Below are 20,196 nucleotides of genomic sequence, written 5' to 3' on the forward strand. Positions count from 1 at the left end.
TCCATTGATGAATTGTCATCCTTACGATGTAAGCTCCGGCTTTTTATAATCAGAGTGTAAAGCCAAACGCTCAATATCTTGAGGAGGGTCAACCAGATGAAAAAAAGAATGACATTACTGCTTTCATTATTGCTTATCACTTCATGGACTTTGGCGGGATGTGCAAGCTCAAGTAACGAGCCACAGCAAGGCGCGGGCAATACACCTGTGGAGGAAACAAGTAAGGAACCGGTTGAAATGCTTCTCCGCCACACGCAGGTGGGAGCCGACAAACAGAAAAGACTGGCCATTCTGCAGGATGTTGTGGACAAAGTTGAGGGAGAGATACCCAATCTGACCTTTACGCTGGATGGCGTCGAATCCGATGTGAATCGTAAGGAAAAGCTTCGCGGGGAGATGGCGGCAGGTAACCCGCCGGATATATTTGAACTGTTCGGTAGCCCGGATTCCAAAGTTTATGCCAAGGAAGGTATGCTGCTTGATCTGACTCCGATCTTGCAAGAGCTGGGCATTCAAGACCAGTTTACATCCCTTGAACCGTTTACGTATGAAGGCAAAGTATATGGACTGCCGATTGGCGGTTCGGGCGAAGGTTTTTTCTATAATAAAGAGTACTTCGAACAAAAAGGATGGAAAGCCCCAACTACCATGGCTGAACTGGACAATATACTGGCTGAGATCAAGGCTGATGGCAAAGTGCCGCTTGCTTCCGCATCTAAGGCGGGCTGGGTGCCGCTTATGTTAACCAACCATCTGTGGTCCCGGTATGCCGGGCCGGAGATTACCGCAAAGTTTGCAACAGGTGAAGCGAAGTGGACCGATCCGGGTGTTGTGCAAGGTTTTGCCAAACATAAGGAATGGGTGGATAAGGGTTATTTCAAAAAAGGTGAACTGGGCTTTGAGTATGCCGAATATACCACGCAATTTACAAGTGGAGAAGTGGTATTAATGTATGACGGAACATGGAAATCATCTGTATTTAAGGAAGGTCAGAGCGGTGAATCGCTCATTGGCAAGGTTGGATTCTTCAATATGCCTCCGGTAGAGAACGGAGCAGGTGATCAGACGTCTTTGATGCGGGATGTGAACAATGGATACGGATTCTCGGCAGCAGTGGCGGATGACCCGCAGAAGCTGGACGCAGTGAAAGCTTTTATCAAAAATTTCTACAATGAAGATATGCAGATCCGCGGCCTTGTGGAAGACGGTGTGTTGCCTGCCATGAAGCTGGACGAGAAAGTGCTGACCGATAGCATTACCGATGATCTGATGAAAGAAATTGTGGCTGTGCTTAATGCGTCCAAGACGTCGTTCCCAGCATTTGATGCACTCGTTCAGGCCGATGTGACAACAGAGATCAGTAATCTGCAAATCCAGAAGTTGATTGGTGGGCAGACCACACCAGAGAAAATGGCAGAAGAGTTGCAAAAGGTGCAAGAGGAAGCAAACGCCTCAGTGGAATAAACCAATTCAAGTCGAAACTGCGATCGTTGAAGTGACTGAAGGAGGCTGACTATGAATACTTCACTCCGCAGCCCGTTAATCTATACGTTGTTTGTAATGCCAGCCCTAATTCTGTTTGTAATGTTCTTTCTATACCCTATTGGTAGCTCCCTGTATTACAGTCTGACGAGTTGGAATGGGGTATCGGCTGAGCCACGTTTTGTGGGTTTATCCAACTATGTGAAGGCACTGACCGATGAACGTTTTTGGATTTCCACACGGAATAACGGCTTTTTCATCGGATTTTCGGTACTGATTCAGGTACCCCTAATCGTCCTATTTTCGCTTCTGATTGCCAATGTAAAAAGGCTGAAAGGTCTGTATAAAACCGCTGTTTTTTTACCATCCATCATGTCGACAGCCGTTATCGGTATTTTATGGGGATTCATCTATGAACCGAATATCGGGCTATTAAACAAAATGCTTCATGTGCTGGGAATCGATCCAATCTACTGGTTATCGGATAACCGATTTGCCATGTTGTCCATTTTGGTGACCAATGCCTGGCAGTGGACGGGATTTTACATTGTCATGGTGCTGGCTGCCATACTGGCGATTCCCCGTGATCTGGATGAAGCGGCTGCAATCGATGGGGCAACGGCGGTACAACGTGCAATGCGAATTACGTTGCCGCTGATCCGGCCGATCATTTCGGTGGTGATCATGTTGTCCATCGCAGGTGCCATGAAAGCAGCCGACATCGTGATTGTCATGACCAAAGGTGGGCCCGCTGGGTCCACTGAGGTTCTGGCGACATATATGATCAAATATGCAATTACCAACTTCAAATATGGTTATGGTAATACCATTGCAGTGCTGATCTTTGCTCTGACGCTTGTGCTCACTGCGGTGTATCAACTGCTGGTGGCGAGGCGGGGCGAGAAGGTGGAATATTGATGGCGAAAAGCATAAAAAGCAGTATACCTCATGTGTTGTTAATGTTGTATTTAATCGCGATTTTGTTTCCCTTTTTATTTGTGATTTTCTCTTCCTTCAAGCAGGATAACAATGAAATCGCCCTGAATCCATTCGGTTTGCCTACAACATGGGAGTTTAACAATTACGTGGAGGCTTGGGTGAATGCCAAGATTGGTACGTATTTCTGGAACAGCCTGTACATTTCGGTTTTATCGTCGGCGTGTACGATTGTCCTCGGCGCCATGTTTGCTTTTGCCGTAACCCGGATGAGACACCGGAGATGGAGCCTGTTTCTGTACAGTTTGATTCTGGCGGGCATGCTTATTCCCAACAATGCACTTATGCTTCCGATCTATCTGCTTGTTCGCAAAATGGGCATATTGGATACACATCTGGCATTGATCGTGCCCTATGTGGCCAATGCGATCCCCTTTACAATTATTATCCTGGCGGCTTTTATGCGTTCTCTGCCTGGGGAAATTGAGGAAGCGGCGGTCATGGACGGCTTGAGGGCCCCGGGTATCTTTGCTAAAATAGTGATACCTCTTACAGTTCCAGCCATTGTTACGGTTTTTATCGTTAATTTCCTCGGCAACTGGAACGAATTTTTACTCGCCAACTATTTTTTATCCACCGATAAATTGCGTACGCTGCCAGTGGGCATGGTCCAGTTTCGGGATCAATATCAGATGAATTATGCTCAGATGTCGGCAGGTATTGTATACAGCGTTGTACCTGTACTTGTGATCTACGCTATACTCCAGGAGAAAATTATAGAAGGAGTAACTGCAGGTGGTGTCAAAGGTTAATACCATGAACCAGTGAATAGGGAGAACGGGATATGAACTTGCGAATGAAGCTGGCTTTGGCATTTCTGCTGCTGATTATTGTACCGATGTGTGCGCTGGGCATTGGCATGTTTCTGGTCACATCACATACGATTGAGAAAAAATACAATCAACAGGCCGAATATGCGCTTCAGGCCATCAGCTACAATATCGAGAATGTATTTCAGCAGATTAATAATGTGACCGACAACGGGATAGCGACATCGGTTTTTCAAATGGCGTTGAATGCCAAAGATCCGACCAAGCAGGATCTGGGAACCGGTAATCAGTTATCCCTGAATGCCAGCCAGCGCAATTTCCGTTCCCTTCTATATAATTATCCGTTCATTAGTTATGCCTTTTTATATGATTTGCGTTCGTCCGAGAACAACCAGATTGTCTCCATTTTCACCAAAGAAAATTTTCAAGCCCTTCCTTTTCAGCAATTCAAAGTGCATCCCTTATTCAACGAAATTCAGCAACTTAATGGCGTGCCTAAATGGCTCGCACCTCTGGAATATCCCGAATTAACCGGGGTAGAGCCTGTCTTCACCCAGATCAGACTGGTCAAAGAACTCAGTTATTTTCAAAATATCGGCGTGCTTGTTGTTCAGATCAAAAAAGGAGAGATCGACCGGATCTTCCGTCACCTGCAAATCAGCGATTCGGCACAGGATACATCATTCCTGTTAATTAATGAAGAAGGGCTGATTGTCTATGATCCTGCAGGTATATATAACGGTGAGAACATGCAAAACCTTGGTGCTGAATCCAGCCGTTACGGTCCTGGCTTTAGTAGCGTCAGAACGGTCTTTGACGGCAAGGAGAGCATCATTTCACAATATCATCTGAAGAACTATAACTGGAGTCTCGTCAGTGTGACTTCATGGGAAGCCTTATCTGCGGAAACCAATGCCTTTGCAGGTTGGTCTGTCATCATTATTCTGTCATGTCTGCTCGCAGCGATGATCTTTAATCTTTTTTTCATGAATCGCATTACGGGTAACATTGCTGTACTTGTAAGGTTTATGCGTCGTGTGGATGATGGTGATTTTAATGCAAGGGTGGAAGGAAAAGGGTTCGATGAAATGCAGCTGCTTGCGCAAGGGTTCAATGAACTATTGGATCGGATCGGGGGATTATTCCGTCGTGTTCGTGCAGAGCAAGAGCAGAAGGCCCAAGCGGAACTACGTGTATTACAGGCCCAGATCAAACCTCATTTTCTGTTTAACACATTGGAATCCATTAATGGATTAGCGCTGCGTGGGGAGGGCCGTAAAGTAAGCGAGATGGTGACCAGACTTGGCAATATGCTTCGTATCAGCATTCAGGATCAGGAGGAGATTCCGCTGGGTGAGGAAATAAGACATTTGCAGAGTTATCTGGAGATTCAACAGTACAGGTTCAGTGATTTGTTCACCTATGAGATTGACATTCCACCCCATCTATACAGCTCAATTCTGCTTAAGCTTACCCTTCAGCCTCTGGTGGAAAATAGCATTCAACATGGGTTTGAGGGGATCACCTATCCAGGTGTACTGCGGATAAGCGCATATGCAGAACGGGGTCATCTGGTGTTATGTGTTGAGGATAATGGGATCGGTATTCCCCAGGAAATGCTCGCACGATTTGAGTATATGGCAGAAGATCCACCGGAAGATATGCTCGCGGAAGGGGCGGAATCATTATCGTCCATAACGGAACGCAGGGGATTGGGATTACGAAGTGTGGCAGATCGAATTCGTATTCAATACGGGGCCGGGTATGGCATATTTATATGTTCAGCACCGGGGTATGGCACAGTTATTCGATGCATCATTCCATTATATGAGCAGGAGGAAGCCGGATGAATCTGACTGCAATGCTGGTCGACGATGAGCTGCCGATTCTGGAGAATCTGAACTACATTTTACCCTGGGAAGAGATGGGGATTGAAATCACAGGTACAGCGAGAAGTGGTGTAGAAGCGCTGGGGAAAGTAACAGAAAGTCATCCGGACATTCTCTTGTGTGATATTCGAATGCCGTCTATGGATGGATTGGAACTTATTCGTTTGCTGCGAGAGCAGGGTGAAACGTGTGAGATTATTTTGCTGACCGGGTATCAGCAGTTTGAATATGCTCGAACTGCTATCAAGTATAACGTACATGAATACATATGTAAGCCCATTGATTATTTGAATCTGGAACATAAACTGCGTGAACTTGCCGGACAGATCCAGAAGAGACGTCTGGAAAACGAATCGCAACGTTATCGCAGCCAAGAGATGGAAAGCTGGATCAGACACAAACAGTTGATTGACCTGTTGCGAGGAGAAGCACCGTTGAAGGTTGCCTATCCTGCCTCTGTTCCTGAATTCATAACAACTGCTACACCGTATACGTTGCTGCTGGTGGATGCGGTCGGTTATTTTCGCCATTCTATCGGCTGGTCCGAGCTTCAGCACCAACGATGGCATGAGACCTTAAGTTCCAGACTTAGGGAAGTAGCAGAGAGAATTGAGGGGGACTGTCAGATTCTTTCGACTCGCAAAGGGGAGTGGTGCATCTTGCTGGAGGCATCAGGTGAGTGGAAACGTCGCTCAGAGGAACTGGCCCATCAACTGTGTCTCGAATTAAATGCGATATTGTCCTTGGATTCAAGTGTGAAGGTCAGTGTTGTTCAGGGTGCTGTGCCCGTGAACCTGGAAAGTGAAATTCTGGAGCGATACCGGCATTGTCAAAAAATACTGATGTCCCATTCGGAGAGTGAAGACAAGGTGCTGAAGGCGAGTTGTCCCGAAACCACCTTATCGTATGATCATACGGCCTCCAAAGGGGCTAACTCATGGATTACAAGAGAAGATCTGGAGCTTGTTACTCGGTGGATTCGTCAAGGGAACAAGCAGGGGTTATGTGATGTATTGGAGCGGCTTAAACAGCAAATGGGGAATTCAGGACAATCCTTCAACAGGATAGATGAAACCAATCTTCGGTTTATGCTTGTACACATGCTTCGGGAACTGCGTGAAATACAGGCCCTCGCTGAAGAGCACGAAGTGAACTTTTGGAATGCACTGCAAGGAGCTGTATCCATGAGGGAACTCCTTGAACTTGCAGAGGTCGTTACCCATGCCTCTCAGGGCAAACAAACGCAACCACGTCCTTCTGTATCGGAACTGATCCTCTCTGCATGTGAGTATATGGACGCACGGCTGCAACAGGACTTGGGAATAGATGAAGTCTCAGATTGGCTTGGAATCAGCCCGGGATACTTTTGCCAGCTATTTAAAACCCAAATGGGTGTTACTTTTGTGGAATATATGACGCAGAAACGGATGGAAAGTGCCGCTTTATTGTTGAGTACAACCGAATGGAGCATAACAGCGATTGGGGAAGCAACAGGGTTCAAGGAGCGCCGTTACTTCTCCAAGGTGTTTCATAAACACTTTCACATGAAACCCTCAGAGTACAGGCAGAGTAAACAATTGGGTTTGTAGTACCAAGGGAAACGGGAGGAGAGGTCGAATGAAACCCTTGAATGATCTGACATTGGAGCAAAAGGTAGGACAATTGTTGATGTGTGGATTTCACAGTCAGCACGCAGATGAACAGATTACTCGTTTAATCCGTGACTATCACGTCGGGGGTGTCATTTATTTCCGGCGTAATGTCGAAAGTGTAGATCAATTGACACGGCTATCCGCCGAACTGCAAGAGATGGCTGCTGAAGCAGGGGCTCTACCACTCATGATTTCGGTGGACCAGGAAGGTGGCATGGTTGCACGGATTGACCAAGAGGGAATGACCCAAGTGCCGGGTAATATGGCGCTTGGTGCGACAGGCAATGCGGAATATACTCTGGAGTGTGCTCAAATTCTGGGTCGTGAGTTAAAAAACATCGGTATTGATATGAACCTTGCGCCAGTGGTCGACGTGAATAACAACCCGCTTAACCCGGTTATCGGTGTGCGTTCGTATGGTGAACATGCTGAAAGTGTGGCCGCTCATGGCGTAGCAGCCATCACCGGATATCAATCACAGGGCATAGCTGCTACTGCCAAACATTTTCCTGGACATGGAGATACCGCTGTAGATTCTCATCTTGGTATGGTTACGGTACCTCATGATCGAAACAGGCTGGAACAGATGGAGTTGTTACCGTTCCGTAAGGCGATTGAGGCCGGAGTTGATGCTATTATGACAGCTCATGTGATGTTCCCTTCGATTGAGCCCGAGCCCATTCCGGCTACGTTGTCACATAAGGTGTTAACGGGTCTGCTACGTGAGGAAATGGGTTTTGAAGGCATTATTATTACAGACTGTCTTGAAATGCATGCAATATCCAAACCCTATGGGGTAGCTGAAGCTGCTATTCGTGCTGTGGAGGCAGGAGCAGATCTGATTCTGGTGAGTCATACCTTGCAAGATCAGGTTGCTGCGCTGGAAGCCATTGTGGAAGCAGTTCGAACGGGCCGGATCTCGGAAGAGGTTATTCATCAGGCGGTTGAACGCATTATGACATGGAAAAAAAAGCGCTGTGGCCAGCAGAATGATCATCTGGTTTCGCCGAAAGCGAGTGAAACGGTCGAAGCAACCGATGTTGAACCTGTTGATTGCACTAAACCCACTGAGCCCAACGAATTGACGTTGTTCAAGATTGCTTCAAGCAGTATTACCATCGTTCATAATGATGGGCTGTTGCCGTTGGACCCAGAGAAGGGCGTATATGTCATCTGGCCTGAGGTTGTGCAACGGACAGAGGTGGATGAACCATGGTCCCATACAGAATCGTTGGGTATGGCGTTATCGCAGCTGCGAGGCAGAGTTCGTGAGCACAAAATTACAACGCAGCCCACTTATGATGAAACAGATCGGATATTGGCTGATGTGTCAGATAGTGAACAAGTTATCGTATGTACGTACACATCGGCAGGTCATCTTCCGAAAGGGCAACAGTTTTTGGTTGAAAAGCTTAGTGAAAATCATTCGCTGATTGTAATTGCTCTGCGCAATCCATATGATCTGCTGGAGATTTCGAGGCCGGGAAGTTATGTGTGTACGTATGAGAATACACCTGCAGTTGTTCGGGTACTGTCCCATGTGTTAACCGGTGGACTGCAGCCAACAGGAAGTCTGCCTGTCCGTTTGCGCTAGACCTATTTAATCCTTACATCTCTCTGCGATATGGTGCTGATTGACCATCTCCTGGAGAGATTTTTTTGTTGGAATTTTCTATTGGTTAATTTTGGGATATGAATGCCAAAAAGATAATTGATAGATAACTATTTTCATAGTATTTTCCTTCTATTAAAAGTTTACAATTCTCCTCTTAACTTTTTAGCAACTTTTCCCGGTTCCAAGCGTCTAATAATATGACTTTTTGAGGGGGATATTTATAAAATGGGAGCAGAAGGAGCCAAAGACAAAGAATGAATTTGAAGAAGAAATTGTCCATACTTACCGCTTTTGCTGTGTTTCAGGCGTTTGCAGTGATTCCTGCCAATGCACAATCAGCAGATCAGAGCGATACTACATCAGTGAATACAGCCAAAGTTAAATCCGTGGAGGTTGTGAAGAAAGAACAGACCATCGCGGAATCCGAAGTGAAATCCGGAACAAACACTCCAACATCAAATAATGAAACAACTGAAGAAGTGAACCCTCCTGAGACAGATGTTCCTACAGGAACAGACGCGACTCCTGTTGAGCCGGTAATTGAACCTATGGACGAAGAAGGTACAGCTGAGGAAACACCAGCACCTGCACCAGTAGAAGTGGAGCAACCATCTACAGGCGGTTCATCTGTTGCTGGAGGCCGGGGTGGAGACCTCACTCTTTATATGAACAGTAATAAAATGATGCAAGATGGCAAAACATATCTTGCTGGACAGCCGATGGCTGTAAAAAATGGTGTATCCTATGTAGCGATCCGTGCTCTCGTTGATCGGGTTGGCTATGATGTCAAATATGATAACACAACTAAAGAAACGATCATTATTAGTGGTGAAGATGAGCTGCGTTTCAAAACAAATAGCAAGATCTATACCGTTAATGGTGTGTCCAGAACGATGAAGGGCGCGGCTTATCAACAAAAAAATACGTTCATGGTGCCGTTGACTTCAATTACACAGGCTCTGGACATTACGTATAAAGTAAATCAATCTGCCAAAACGGTTGTATTGAATCTGAGTACCAAACCGGTGGCAAGCTTCACGGTACAAAAAGAGGTCTTTGCCGGAGACCAGGTAACCTACACAACCAGATCCAGCTCTCCCAAGGGACTCAGCATTGTAGATGAGCGTTGGACAGGCCGTCAGGATTCATTCGACCAACCAGGTGTATACACAGTAACCTATGCGGTCCAGGATTCAAGTGGTCAATGGAGCGATCCGTATTCGGTTACTATTAAGGTTGAAAGACCGAATTTGCCACCTGTGGCAATGTTTACGACAGATAAAGAAGAATACAAAATGGGTGAGAAAATCACTTATATTGATCAAAGCACAGATGATGAGAATGCAATTGTAAAAACCGAATGGGATAACAATGCACTTGCATTCTTTGTTCCAGGACCGAAGACCGTAACGATTACAGTTACCGATAAACATGGTGCTAGCAATAGCTATACCAAGATGATCAATATTACGGGAGAAACACTTTATAGTGTGACTGACTTTAATCAATTGTTCACACCAGTCGGTGAGAAGTTCACTTTTGACGGTGGTGGAGTACCGGCATTGGAGAAAGTACCTTTCACTTATTATGATGAACCAAGTCTGCTGATCCGCAGTAACAGCCCGGAAACCGTGAATACGGAAGGCATTGTGTACAAGGAATCTTCCTTTGGACAGACACGCTTCATGATTCACCATGTGAACAACACGGGCAAAAGCGTAAAAATGTATGTTGTAGCGACAAACAACAATGCATACACGGCATCCATTGACCAGCAAAACATGGGTTTTGCAGGACCGTCTCCTTTTGCAACGGTAGCTGGAAAGCTGTCGATTGACCGTTGGTTCCAGTCGATGCAGAATGGTACCGGACAAAAGAAAGTGTACATCCAGCCAGGAGAAAGCAAGCTTATTCTTAATGATCTGAGCGTTCTTCCGATGAAACAGGGACAAGTCATTTCCTTGTATTCGGATGTATTCAGTGACTATGAACTGGATTACAACATTATCATGATCGAAGAAAACAAGGACCCGATGGAAGTGTTATCGAGCCTGCCGGTTCTGGATCGTGATGGAGTTCACAACCGTGGTACCTATCCAAATGCAACACGGATCATTACGTATGATCAAGAAGTAGGGTCGAAACCTGCACGTCTTCCACTTGGAGACAATGCAAGTGATCCAAACCTTGTAGGAACGGACCCTATGGCTTTCACTGAAGCGTCCAACGCGGGTAACTTCGGTGTATTGTACAAAATTACATTGAATAATGTTGCTCCGCGCACGTTGATTTCATTCAACCCTCGTGGAGGCAGATATTCAGGTGTGGCACTCGTGAATGGACAGGTCGTTCAGATTTCCACAGGTAAATCTGTAACTGCACCTAATGAGCAAAGTGTTATGTATCGCACAGGTTCGTACGGCGAGAGTGTAACTATTCTCTTCTCGGCGGCACCAGGAAGTAACTTGCCTGTTAACCTGCTGTTCACGCCGCTTCCGGCTGAAAAGTAATACCATGAACATGCACGGACGGTTTGGAGTGAAAGCTTATATCATATATACCCGTTCACCCCAAAAGTCGCCCGAACGATTGATCATCTGAACCGTCAGGAAGGGACTCCATCAAAATGTAATGTCATTAGCTCAAGCTAGACTAATGGCAATGCATGTGCATGGAGTCCTTTTTATGTGATGTTAAAATGACTTAACCCGGTGTCTTCGTTGACTCTAATCGTAATTTGATGCATTATTAGAGGTATACAAGAAAGCAAAAGTTTTTGCTTTTGCCGAATAAACTGTCGCTCTATGAATGATGCAAAATGCTCGTATGACAGGAGGTGCTTTAGATCATGCTGTCGACAGAACAGATTATTTCGACCATGTCCTCACAGGGGCTTCGCATTACCGATCAGCGGAAAACACTGGCCCGGTTATTTGCTGAGTCTCCCGGGTATCTTACACCCAAGGACGTCTATGAATATATGGGTAAGACATACAGCGGACTGAGTTTTGACACAGTATATCGTAATTTGCGGGTGATGCAGGAACTGGGTGTACTGGAACAGGTCATCTTCGAAGATGGCGTTAAATTCAAAGCGCACTGTAGTGAAGATCATCATCACCATCATATGATCTGTCTGAAGTGTCAGAAGACATATCCTATTATTTTTTGCCCGATGCAGCTTGCGGATGCGCCTGAGCAATTTCAGGTTGTGGACCACAAGTTCGAGGTATTTGGATATTGCAAGGACTGTGCTGAGCATGCTCCGGCCAAAGCGGCATCGGGACATACGCACGCTCATGGGAAGCACTGACCATGAAGTTATCGCGCAGAATTGCTCAGGCACCCATTCGGGTGTACCGCAACTATATCTCTCCATTAACACCGCCAACATGTCGGTTCTATCCGAGCTGTTCGGCTTACGCCATGGAGGCGATTGAAGTGCACGGTGCGCTCAAAGGTTCGTTGTTAACAGCGAAACGTATTGCCAAATGTCACCCGTTTCATCCAGGCGGTGTAGATCTGGTGCCACCAAAGGCGGAGAAATCCATGATGGTATCAGAGTAACGATGTAGCTTGAAGTATTCGGGTGGCCTGGAAGCAGGCCAGGATTGAACTTGAGTATGCTGTCCACTTGACAAAGGGGTCCGCATTTCAGTATATTTTTCCTATATGATTTCCAGTGAAGGGATAAGTACAGACACACCCCCAGTGCAGAGAGCCGGATGAGCTGAGAACCGGTCTGGGAGGAGGATGGAATATGGTCCCGGAGGAACCTCTTTCGAGCGTGCAGACAGTGATTTCAGAGCTGCTGTCGTAAGGCTGAGGCGTGATCCAGCGTTAATGGGCGGTCGAAGGACCGACAGAGCCTGTGTTTTGCGAAAAACATGGGGAATTTGGGTGGTAACACGTGAGAGCAACTCTCGTCCCATAGGGGCGGGAGTTTTTTGTGTTCTTTTTTAGTTGTTTTGGACGAAGGGATCACATGAAGCAGGAACATTTGAAGGAGGAGAAGTCATTCATGGCTGACCAAAAAACATTTTATCTGACAACCCCGATTTATTATCCGAGTGACAAATTGCATATTGGGCATGCGTATACAACTGTGGCGGGAGATGCGATGGTTCGCTACAAGCGTCTACGCGGTTATGATGCTCATTATCTGACAGGAACCGATGAACATGGCCAGAAGATTGAGCGCAAGGCACAAGAGAAAGGACAGACACCGCAAGCTTTTATCGACGATATCGTTGTGGGGATCAAGGAACTGTGGAACAAGTTGGACATTTCCAATGACGACTTTATCCGTACAACCGAAGAACGTCACAAAACCATTGTTCAGGATATCTTTGACCGTTTGCTGAAACAGGGAGATATCTACAAAGGGGAGTACGAAGGCTGGTACAGCATTCCGGATGAGACGTATTACACAGAGACTCAACTGGTGGATGTAGAGAAGAATGAGAATGGTGAGATTATCTCGGCCAAGAGCCCGGATAGCGGACACCCAGTTGAATTGGTCAAAGAAGAATCTTACTTCTTCCGTATGAGCAAATATGCAGATCGTTTGTTGAAATATTATGAAGAGAACCCGGGCTTTATTCAGCCGGAATCCCGTAAGAACGAGATGATCAACAATTTCATCAAGCCAGGTCTTGAAGATTTGGCCGTATCGCGGACTACATTTGAATGGGGCGTCAAAGTTAAAGGCGATCCAAAACACGTGGTTTACGTGTGGATTGATGCGTTGTCCAACTATATTACAGCACTGGGCTACGGTTCATCCGATGCATCCCTGTATAACAAGTTCTGGCCTGCGGATGTACATCTGGTAGGTAAAGAAATTGTTCGTTTCCATACGATCTACTGGCCAATTATGTTGATGGCGCTGGACTTGCCTTTGCCGAAGAAAGTGTTTGCACATGGCTGGTTGTTGATGAAGGATGGCAAGATGTCCAAATCAAAAGGCAATGTCGTTGATCCGGTTACCCTGATTGACCGTTATGGTCTCGATGCACTGCGTTATTACCTGCTGCGTGAAGTACCGTTTGGTTCCGATGGTACGTTTACACCGGAAAGCTTCGTAGAGCGTGTCAACTCCGACCTCGCGAACGATCTGGGTAACCTGTTGAACCGTACCGTTGCCATGGTAGACAAATATTTTGAAGGCAAAGCCCCTGCTTTTGCATCGAATGTAACGGAATTTGATGCTTCGCTGGAAGAAGCAGGCCATGCTACAGTGGAAAAAGTGGAACAGGCGATGGAAAACCTGCAGTTTTCCGTAGCACTGACAGCGATCAGCCAGTTTGTCAGCCGCACCAACAAATATATTGATGAGACGCAGCCATGGGCGTTGGCTCGTGATGAAGCAAAACGTGATGAATTGGCATCCGTTATGGCTCACCTGATCGAAAGCTTGCGAATTGCTTCGATCTTGTTGCAACCGTTCCTGACACGTGCTCCTCATAAAATCTGGGCACAGCTCGGCATTCAGGAAGGTGAACTTACGGCTTGGGATACAGCCAAGCAATGGGGTCTGGTTCCAACTGGAAACGCATTGCAAAAAGGTGATCCAATCTTCCCACGTTTGGATTCCGAACAGGAAATTGCTTATATCTCCGAAGCAATGACTGGTGGCCAAAAAGCGGCACAGCCTGAAGCAAGTCAAGCAGATGCTGGAGCTTCAGCACCTGTTGAACCGGTAACCGCACCTGAAGGTACGGAAGAGATCGGTATTGACGATTTTGCCAAAGTTGAACTGCGTGTCGCGCAAGTCATTGCCTGTGAACCGGTCAAAAAAGCGGATAAGTTGCTGAAATTGCAGCTCGATCTGGGTTATGAGCAGCGCCAGGTTGTATCTGGAATTGCGAAGTTCTATTCGCCAGAAGAGATGGTTGGACGCAAAGTCATCTGTGTGACCAATCTCAAACCGGTGAAACTTCGTGGTGAACTGTCTCAGGGAATGATCCTTGCAGCATCCCATGGCGACCAGCTTACACTGGCTACAGTACCAGACAACATGCCTAATGGTGCACAAGTAAAATAAGAATTGAGTTATGAAATTGATTCAAATACTGTCGTAACTATGACTCAAGGTGGCCCGATATAATTCGGGTCCCTTTTTTTTGTTGATATAATTCGTATCTGACGGGAAGAGAACAAGCATATACTGTTATGAACTCCGTACTTCAGGAAAGAATGAATAGGACGGGATAGCTTGACAAGTAGGTTCAGGTTACCTATAATTCTTTCAGTAATGTTTACGATTAAGAGATGCGGAGTGAATCATAATGACATTTTATAAAGTGCAACATCAAGCTCAGGATAACCGGATAGGGAATACGAGCAAAAGAGGCAACATGAAGTTACTGTGGACGGGTTTGCTTATTCTCACTTTGCTGGTATTGTCAGCTTGTGGGCAGGATAGTTCCAATAGTGCGAAGATTGTGGAAGGCAAGGTAAACGTTGTGACGACATTTTATCCTGTATATGCTTTTACGACTGCAATCGGTGGTGAGGATGCCAATGTTATTAACCTGCTGCCAACGGGAGTAGAGCCACATGACTGGACTCCGAAGAGTCAGGATATCGTTAATACGTCCAAGGCACAGCTGTTTTTCTATAATGGAGCTGGACTGGAAGGATGGGTGCCAAATTTCCTAAAGTCGCTGAATAGTGATACTCAGGTGAAGTCTGTTGCCGTTAGCGAAGGTGTTAAGCTGTTAACCGCTGAGGGTGATGATGGGCACGGTCACGGCGAAGAGCACGAAGACGAGCATGCGGATGAACATACAGATGAGGCTACCAGTGAAGATGTCGCTGATCATCATATTGATCCACATACGTGGGTTAGTCCGAAATCAGCCATGATCATGGCTGAAAACATCAAAAATAGTCTGGTCGAGGCAGACCCTGATCACAAAGCAGGTTACGAACAACGTTATGAAGAGCTTCGTACGAAGCTTGAGACGCTGGATCAGCGTTTTACAGATGAATTGGCTAACGTACCAAACAACGAGATTGTTGTCTCGCACCAAGCGTTTGGCTACCTTGCACGTGATTATGGATTAACCCAGCATGCAATTATGGGACTTTCCCCGGATGCTGAACCGACAGGACAGGATATTGTGAAGCTTGCGAAACTGGTTAAAGATGAGGGCATTAAATACATTTTCTTCGAAGAGCTGGTATCTGACAAATTGGCGAAAACACTGGCAAGTGAAGCAGGAGTGGAGACCATGGTCCTTAATCCGGTTGAGGGATTGACCAAGGAGCAGGCAACAAACGGGGATGATTATTTCACCCTCATGGAGAAAAATTTGCAAAATCTGCTGATCGCATTAAAATAAGATATAATGAAGAATTCAGATCGAAGAGTCTTTACCGTTCACGGTGAAGGCTCTTAGGACGCTATGGGATTCTTATATATAATGAAGGGCGGCTTTGCCATGCAGCAAATCATGCCACTATGTCATGATCCAATTATAGAGATCGAGAAACTATCATTTTCCTACGGGGACCAGCGAGTGATTGAGAATCTCGATTTTATGGCCCAGGAACGGGACTTTGTCGGGATTATCGGTTCCAATGGGGCGGGTAAAACGACATTGCTACGCATGCTGGTAGGACTTCTTCCTCCTGCGCAGGGAGATATCAAACTATTCGGACAGTCGATCCGCAGGTTCAAGGACTGGGACCGAATCGGGTATGTGCCTCAAAAGAATGCATTTAACCCGTTGTTTCCTGCGACCGTTCGTGAAGTGGTCATGTCAGGCTTGTATAATAACAAAAACATGTTCCGTCGTATGTCTCGCAAATGTCAGCAACAGTGCACGGATGCGATGCAGGTCATGCGGATCGAGGATCTGGCGAACAAACGTATTGGTCAATTGTCCGGCGGACAGCAGCAGCGTGTATTTTTGGCACGAGCGCTTATCAATCACCCTGATCTGTTGATTCTGGATGAACCTACCGTAGGTATTGATGCTGAATCACAGGCCAGTTTCTTTGAACTGATTACGCATATGCATGAACATCACCGAATGACTTTTCTAATGGTGTCTCATGATATGGATCGGATGGAGAGTTATCTGGGTTCTGAAGCTGTGGTAACGAATGGCAAAATTAATTTTCATGTCCGTCATTCGCATGAGGTACAGGATTGTGCTGAGACCAATCTGCAACATACTACTGCACAGGTACGCTAGCCGTATTTATGGCCCATTAGATTAGAGTAAGGCCGAAGGAGTCGTGTTTGTTTTGGAAATATTAATGAGTGATTTTTTTCAGCGTGCCCTGGCGGGTGGATTGTTAATTGGCATTACCGCTCCGTTAATCGGACTGTTCCTGGTCTTGCGGCGGTTATCCATGATCGGAGACACCTTGTCTCATGTGACCATTGCCGGTGTTGCACTTGGATTCCTGATTGAAGTGTATCCCATTGCAGTGGGCTTGATATTTGCCGTGCTTGCTTCATTTGCAATAGAGAAATTGCGCAAAGCGTACAAGAGTTACGCCGAATTATCGATTGCCATTATCATGTCCGGTGGTGTGGCTCTTGCTTCCTTGTTCTTCACGCTGGGCAAAGGATATAATGCAGATGTCATGAGTTATTTGTTCGGCAGTATATATACATTAGACGCTACGGATCTGAAACTTGTAGGTGTGGTTACGCTGATCGTGGTGATTGTAGTGGCATTGTTACATAAGGAATTTTTCCTGCTTAGCTTTGAGGAAGATGCGGCAGCGGTTACAGGGTTGCCTGTGAGAATTCTGAACATGTTGATCACTGTGATGACAGCACTTGTCATAAGCACGGCGATCAAGATTGTTGGTGCGCTCCTGGTGTCAGCGCTATTGACCATTCCGGTAGCGGTCAGCCTGTTGATGGCCCGAAGTTTCAAATCCGCTATTATTTTGTCCGTGGTGATTGGCGAAATTGCCGTAGTCCTTGGATTGGTTGTAGCAGGTATCTGGAACCTCGCACCTGGAGCAACGATTGTATTATTGCTGATCATGATGCTGATTCTGACGATGATTGGAAAAAAAGGGTTCCGAGCCTGACGACTGAACGAGCAAGCACGTGAGCCCGGGGAAGGGAGACATCCGCTTCATGCCTGATGTTAATGTATGGATGGCTTTTGTAGCAGGTTTGGTCTCATTTATATCACCATGTTGTCTTCCGTTGTATCCATCATACCTCTCCTACATTACAGGTATGACGGTGCAACAATTGAAGGATGACCGCAATCAGCGCGAAGTCCGCTTTAAGACCATGACGCATACGCTGGCGTTTATTTTAGGCTTCTCGGCTGTATTTTATTCGCTTGGCCTGGGTGCTGGACTGTTTGGCCAATTTTTCAATGATAACCGAGAACTGATTCGGCAATTGTCTGCGATTTTGATTATGCTTATGGGGTTATTTTTGCTTGGTGTGTTCAAGCCACAGTTTCTGATGAAGGAACGCAAGCTGGATATGAAATGGAAACCAGCAGGCTATCTGGGCTCTTTTATATTTGGCATCGGTTTCTCGGCAGGCTGGTCGCCCTGTATTGGCCCCATTCTGGCAACAATCATTGCGATGGCTGCAAGTGAGCCCACAACCTGGTTGGCGTTAATTACAGGTTATACGGCAGGGTTTGCAATCCCGTTCTTCATTTTGGCATTTTTCATCGGTTCAACACGCTGGATCTTACGTTATTCCAATGTCATGATGAAAGTCGGAGGAGCATTAATGTTGTTCCTTGGGGTATTGCTTTTTACAGATCAGATGACGAAGATTACGATCTGGTTGCAGCAGATTACACCAGACTGGATGATTATTTAAACGGATGAACTGAATTTGAATTTAAAAATGCATGACAAAGCAGGCTACATGTTACCAGAGTCAATCTGGGTCATGTAACCTGCTTTTTAATCGTTTGTTAGGAATGCTTTTAACTGCATATGATTTTGGGGAATCCTGTTGTTCGTTTAGGTGAAGTAATCAATACTGGCTAGTGGGAAATGTTCAAAGATCCGTTCCGTAATGAATTCGCGCAGCGCATCTTGCTGGTCATCCTTATACACATACTTGTACTGACCCCAGCGTCCCCATTTCATCTTACGTTTCTCGATATCCATCTCCAACTTGGTTTTAGGATAACGTTTCTCAATGGTTGCTTTGGCCGTTTTGGTAAAACGGTGCTGGATCATCTCAAAGGTAAGATCCTTGGTTGCTTCCTCTGGAAGCGTATCTGCCAGCTTCTGCAACAGATCCGAGTATCCTTCTTCCCAGCCTTCATACCACATGATCGGAGCGATAATGAATCCCAGGGGATAACCGGCGTGTGCAATTTTGCCAGCAGCTTCAATGCGTTCCTCAAATCTGGAGGTAGCCGGTTCAAAGTTTTTGATGACATAATCCGAATTGACACTAAACCGGATACGGGTGTGGCCGTTATGTTTAAGGTTCAGCAACGGATCAACGTGATGATATTTGGTTACAAATCGCAAGCGCCCATATTCTTCTTCCGCCATAAAACGAATCAGGTCACTTAAATTCTCCGTGATATGCTCGAGTCCTACGGGATCAGACGTACAGGCAGCTTCAAATCGTGTAATTTCAGGCGCGCGTTCTTCAATGTATCCTTTGGCAGCCTGAATGATCTCCTCGGTATTGACATAGACACGGACATAAGGTTTCGCACCAAGTGTAGTTTGAAGATAACAATAATGGCAGTGCCCCATACAGCCTGTAGAGATGGGAATGGCATATTCCGCTGAAGGTTTCGACTGGTCAAACTTGAGTGTTTTGCGCACACCAACGACCAGAGTACGTTTTGCCATCCGATATTTTTCTTGTTCGGTTTCACCCGGCAAGTTTGTGATTCGGTTATGGGATGTGGTCATCTGATAAGGTATGTTTTTGGATGTCACCCATTCCATAATCCGTCTGCCCTTATCATATTCCAACGCACCGGGTTCAAAATACACCAAATCGGGAATAAAGGGTTTAGTACCTTTTGCTTTACGAACTGGCGGTGAGGCTACACTTGTACTCACGAAATCACTCCTTTCGATGCGGAACTTTGCTTAGTTTGCCTCATTTGGGGAGAAGTCACGCCTGCCAATTACTTGTGTAACAGCGCGCTCCGAACTGTACAGGACTTGCCAATGCGTATTGATAACATGTATCATTATAAGATAGGGACCAGGCACGAATAGGGGCCGGTCAGAGAGAAAAGAGGGAAGCAGATGCCAACGCCCAGTATGGAAGATTATTTGGAGCGTATATACAAATTAATTGATGAAAAGGGCTATGCTCGTGTGTCTGATATAGCTGAAGGACTGGAAGTACATCCTTCATCGGTGACGAAGATGATCCAAAAGCTGGACAAAGACGAGTACCTGATCTATGAAAAGTACCGCGGACTGGTGCTTACGCCAAAAGGCAAAAAGATGGGCAAACGTTTGATGGAGCGCCATCATCTGCTTGAACAATTTTTGACAACGATTGGTGTTCAGGAACAAAATATCTACAATGATGTTGAAGGCATTGAACATCATCTGAGCTGGGACTCCATTACATGCATCGAGTCCTTGGTTGAATACTTCCGTCAGGATGAGAGCCGTTTGCGTGACCTCAAAAACCTTCAGGACGTCATGAGTAATACGGAGTCTTAAGTTTCAGCAGTGGAATACACATGGTGATATACAATGAATCGTATCCCGTGATCAAAGGATGCTTCTTGCCGTTTCAATGGCAGGAAGCATTTTTTTGTCTGCAATCACACCAAAATTTGGTGATTTTC

The 20,196-nt window shown here is 46.0% G+C and carries 16 protein-coding genes; 15 read left to right on the plus strand and 1 reads right to left on the minus strand.

Annotated elements, in window-relative coordinates; all coding sequences use genetic code 11:
- The first annotated feature begins 96 nt into the window (after positions 1 to 96).
- The 14 genes from C161_RS30980 (at position 97) to C161_RS31045 (ending at position 18,230) form a co-directional block, all read left to right on the plus strand.
- The gene (locus C161_RS30980) at positions 97 to 1,464 is read left to right on the plus strand and encodes an ABC transporter substrate-binding protein (protein ID WP_036674965.1); all 1,368 of its coding nucleotides are present in this window, start codon (positions 97 to 99) and stop codon (positions 1,462 to 1,464) included.
- 51 nt (positions 1,465 to 1,515) lie between these two features.
- The gene (locus C161_RS30985; RefSeq protein ID WP_036674966.1) at positions 1,516 to 2,400 is read left to right on the plus strand and encodes a carbohydrate ABC transporter permease; all 885 of its coding nucleotides are present in this window, start codon (positions 1,516 to 1,518) and stop codon (positions 2,398 to 2,400) included.
- On the plus strand, positions 2,400 to 3,230 hold the full coding sequence (locus C161_RS30990; protein WP_036674968.1) for a carbohydrate ABC transporter permease: 831 nt from the start codon (positions 2,400 to 2,402) through the stop codon (positions 3,228 to 3,230). The genes C161_RS30985 and C161_RS30990 overlap by 1 nt, the downstream gene beginning before the upstream one ends.
- 32 nt (positions 3,231 to 3,262) lie before the next feature.
- Complete coding sequence (locus C161_RS30995) at positions 3,263 to 5,098, plus strand: cache domain-containing sensor histidine kinase (protein ID WP_036674969.1); 1,836 nt, start codon at positions 3,263 to 3,265, stop codon at positions 5,096 to 5,098.
- Positions 5,095 to 6,726 (plus strand): response regulator transcription factor, encoded by a 1,632-nt coding sequence (locus C161_RS31000; RefSeq protein WP_036674970.1) that lies wholly within the window; start codon positions 5,095 to 5,097, stop codon positions 6,724 to 6,726. The genes C161_RS30995 and C161_RS31000 overlap by 4 nt, the downstream gene beginning before the upstream one ends.
- A 28-nt stretch (positions 6,727 to 6,754) precedes the next feature.
- Positions 6,755 to 8,383, plus strand: a complete 1,629-nt coding sequence (gene nagZ, locus C161_RS31005) for a beta-N-acetylhexosaminidase (protein WP_036674971.1) — start codon at positions 6,755 to 6,757, stop codon at positions 8,381 to 8,383.
- A gap of 275 nt (positions 8,384 to 8,658) precedes the next feature.
- On the plus strand, positions 8,659 to 10,914 hold the full coding sequence (locus C161_RS31010) for a stalk domain-containing protein (RefSeq protein ID WP_036674972.1): 2,256 nt from the start codon (positions 8,659 to 8,661) through the stop codon (positions 10,912 to 10,914).
- A 338-nt stretch (positions 10,915 to 11,252) separates the two neighbouring features.
- Positions 11,253 to 11,717, plus strand: coding sequence for a Fur family transcriptional regulator (locus C161_RS31015; protein WP_017687564.1), 465 nt, complete (start codon positions 11,253 to 11,255; stop codon positions 11,715 to 11,717).
- A 2-nt stretch (positions 11,718 to 11,719) separates the two neighbouring features.
- A complete protein-coding gene (yidD, locus tag C161_RS31020; protein ID WP_017687565.1) occupies positions 11,720 to 11,971 on the plus strand; it encodes a membrane protein insertion efficiency factor YidD in 252 nt (83 codons plus the stop codon).
- Positions 11,972 to 12,425: 454 nt separating this feature from the next.
- Positions 12,426 to 14,450 carry a methionine--tRNA ligase gene (metG, locus tag C161_RS31025; protein ID WP_036614420.1) on the plus strand — a complete coding sequence of 675 codons (2,025 nt, stop codon included), beginning with the start codon at positions 12,426 to 12,428 and terminating at the stop codon, positions 14,448 to 14,450.
- 244 nt (positions 14,451 to 14,694) lie between these two features.
- Positions 14,695 to 15,753 carry a metal ABC transporter solute-binding protein, Zn/Mn family gene (locus C161_RS31030; protein ID WP_084650514.1) on the plus strand — a complete coding sequence of 353 codons (1,059 nt, stop codon included), beginning with the start codon at positions 14,695 to 14,697 and terminating at the stop codon, positions 15,751 to 15,753.
- An 81-nt stretch (positions 15,754 to 15,834) separates the two neighbouring features.
- Entirely contained in the window at positions 15,835 to 16,611 is a 777-nt protein-coding gene (locus C161_RS31035) for a metal ABC transporter ATP-binding protein (RefSeq protein WP_235193988.1), read from the plus strand.
- Positions 16,612 to 16,663: 52 nt separating this feature from the next.
- The gene (locus C161_RS31040; RefSeq protein WP_017687569.1) at positions 16,664 to 17,467 is read left to right on the plus strand and encodes a metal ABC transporter permease; all 804 of its coding nucleotides are present in this window, start codon (positions 16,664 to 16,666) and stop codon (positions 17,465 to 17,467) included.
- 49 nt (positions 17,468 to 17,516) lie between these two features.
- Positions 17,517 to 18,230 carry a cytochrome c biogenesis CcdA family protein gene (locus C161_RS31045; RefSeq protein ID WP_017687570.1) on the plus strand — a complete coding sequence of 238 codons (714 nt, stop codon included), beginning with the start codon at positions 17,517 to 17,519 and terminating at the stop codon, positions 18,228 to 18,230.
- A gap of 146 nt (positions 18,231 to 18,376) precedes the next feature.
- On the opposite strand, the gene splB is transcribed toward C161_RS31045, so the two are convergent.
- Positions 18,377 to 19,447 (minus strand): spore photoproduct lyase, encoded by a 1,071-nt coding sequence (splB, locus tag C161_RS31050; RefSeq protein ID WP_036674974.1) that lies wholly within the window; start codon positions 19,445 to 19,447, stop codon positions 18,377 to 18,379.
- A gap of 192 nt (positions 19,448 to 19,639) precedes the next feature.
- On the opposite strand from splB, the gene mntR reads away from it, so the two are divergent.
- Positions 19,640 to 20,068, plus strand: coding sequence for a transcriptional regulator MntR (gene mntR / locus C161_RS31055; protein WP_036614415.1), 429 nt, complete (start codon positions 19,640 to 19,642; stop codon positions 20,066 to 20,068).
- Positions 20,069 to 20,196: the final 128 nt, after the last annotated feature.

The organism is Paenibacillus sp. FSL R5-192, assembly GCF_000517845.1.
Taxonomy (GTDB): Bacteria; Bacillota; Bacilli; order Paenibacillales; family Paenibacillaceae; genus Paenibacillus; species Paenibacillus amylolyticus.